The sequence below is a fragment of the Methylobacterium sp. WL6 genome (assembly GCF_008040095.1).
GTDB lineage: Bacteria > Pseudomonadota > Alphaproteobacteria > Rhizobiales > Beijerinckiaceae > Methylobacterium.
Window position 1 is genome coordinate 1 of record NZ_VRVH01000590.1, and the last position, 1,119, is coordinate 1,119.

General features: G+C 74.8%; 1 protein-coding gene and 1 pseudogene. Both read left to right on the forward strand.

Translation table 11 applies throughout. From position 1 onward, the window contains the following. A pseudogene (locus FV230_RS30160) lies at positions 1–288 on the forward strand (hypothetical protein); the annotation flags it as partial. A 329-nt stretch (positions 289–617) separates the two neighbouring features. Next, on the forward strand, positions 618–1,119 hold a 502-nt coding region (locus tag FV230_RS28600), incomplete at its 3' end, for an AMIN domain-containing protein (protein WP_147844762.1).

The window sequence follows — 1,119 nt, forward strand, 5'->3', positions numbered from 1 at the left end:
GTGCAGCTGTCGGACGGTGCGCTGCCGTCGCCGGCCTCCTGGCGCGCCGGGCGCCGACCCGTCCCGGCCCTGCGTCAGGACCTCGAAGGCCTCGGCGAGACCCTGTTCGCCTTCATGCGCGACGAGAGCTCGGCGGTGCTGACCCATCTCAGCGCGCTGAAGGACGCGCGCTCGCCGGCCGACGCGATCCGCCTGCAGGTCAACGAGATGCAGCGCGTCGCCGACGCCTCGCTCACCTGCTGGAGCGAGCTCGCCCGCCGCGCGACGCGGATCGTCGGCCACCGCTGAGGCTGCCGCGCCGCCGTCCGCTCGCCAACGCGCGGATCCCGGCAAATCCGACGCGTCGTCGCGCCGAAGGCGAGCCCGGGAGCCAGGACCGCCGGTCGCGCCCCGATCGGTCTCGTCGGGGGGGCCGGATCCCGGGTTCTGTTGCACAGCCCCGGGATGACGGAAAGGAGCCGGTTCGGTTGGCGCGCGGCATCCGTGCACCAGACCGCCGGCGGCGGAACGTCCCTGTCGCCTCCCGGTCACAGCCGCTGCCGGAATGGAGCTTGGCCGGAAACCTCCGGTTAACCATGTCGCTCCTATGCCGTATCGGAGGCTCGGGAGGCCGACCGATGCTGCGATCCGCGCGCCTGATCCGTTCCGCGATCCTGACGGCCGCCGTCGCGCTCGTCGCGATGCCCGCCTGCGCGCAGAACGGCGACCGGGCTCCGCCCGCGGTGGCGATCGCGGCCGACCTCGCCGCCTCGCCCGCGGGCACCAAGCTCACCCTCACCCTGTCGAAGCCGGTCGATGCCCGCGCCTTCGTGATGGAGCGCCCGGACCGGGCGGTGATCGACCTCGCCGAGGTCAACTTCCAGCTCGCGCCCGAGACCGGCCGCCGCCGCGAGGGCCTGGTGCAGTCGTTCCGCTACGGGCTGTTCGCGCCGGGGCGCTCGCGCATCGTCGTCGATCTCGCCGGCCCCGCCACCGTGGGGCGGATCGAGACCGCGACGCGCCCGCGCGATGGCGCCGTGATCCTCACCGTGCCGTTCCAGCGCGCCGACCGCGAGAGCTTCCGCAAGGCGGCCACCGCCGGCGACCTCGCCCCCGCGGCCGGCAAGGCCGTGGCGCCGG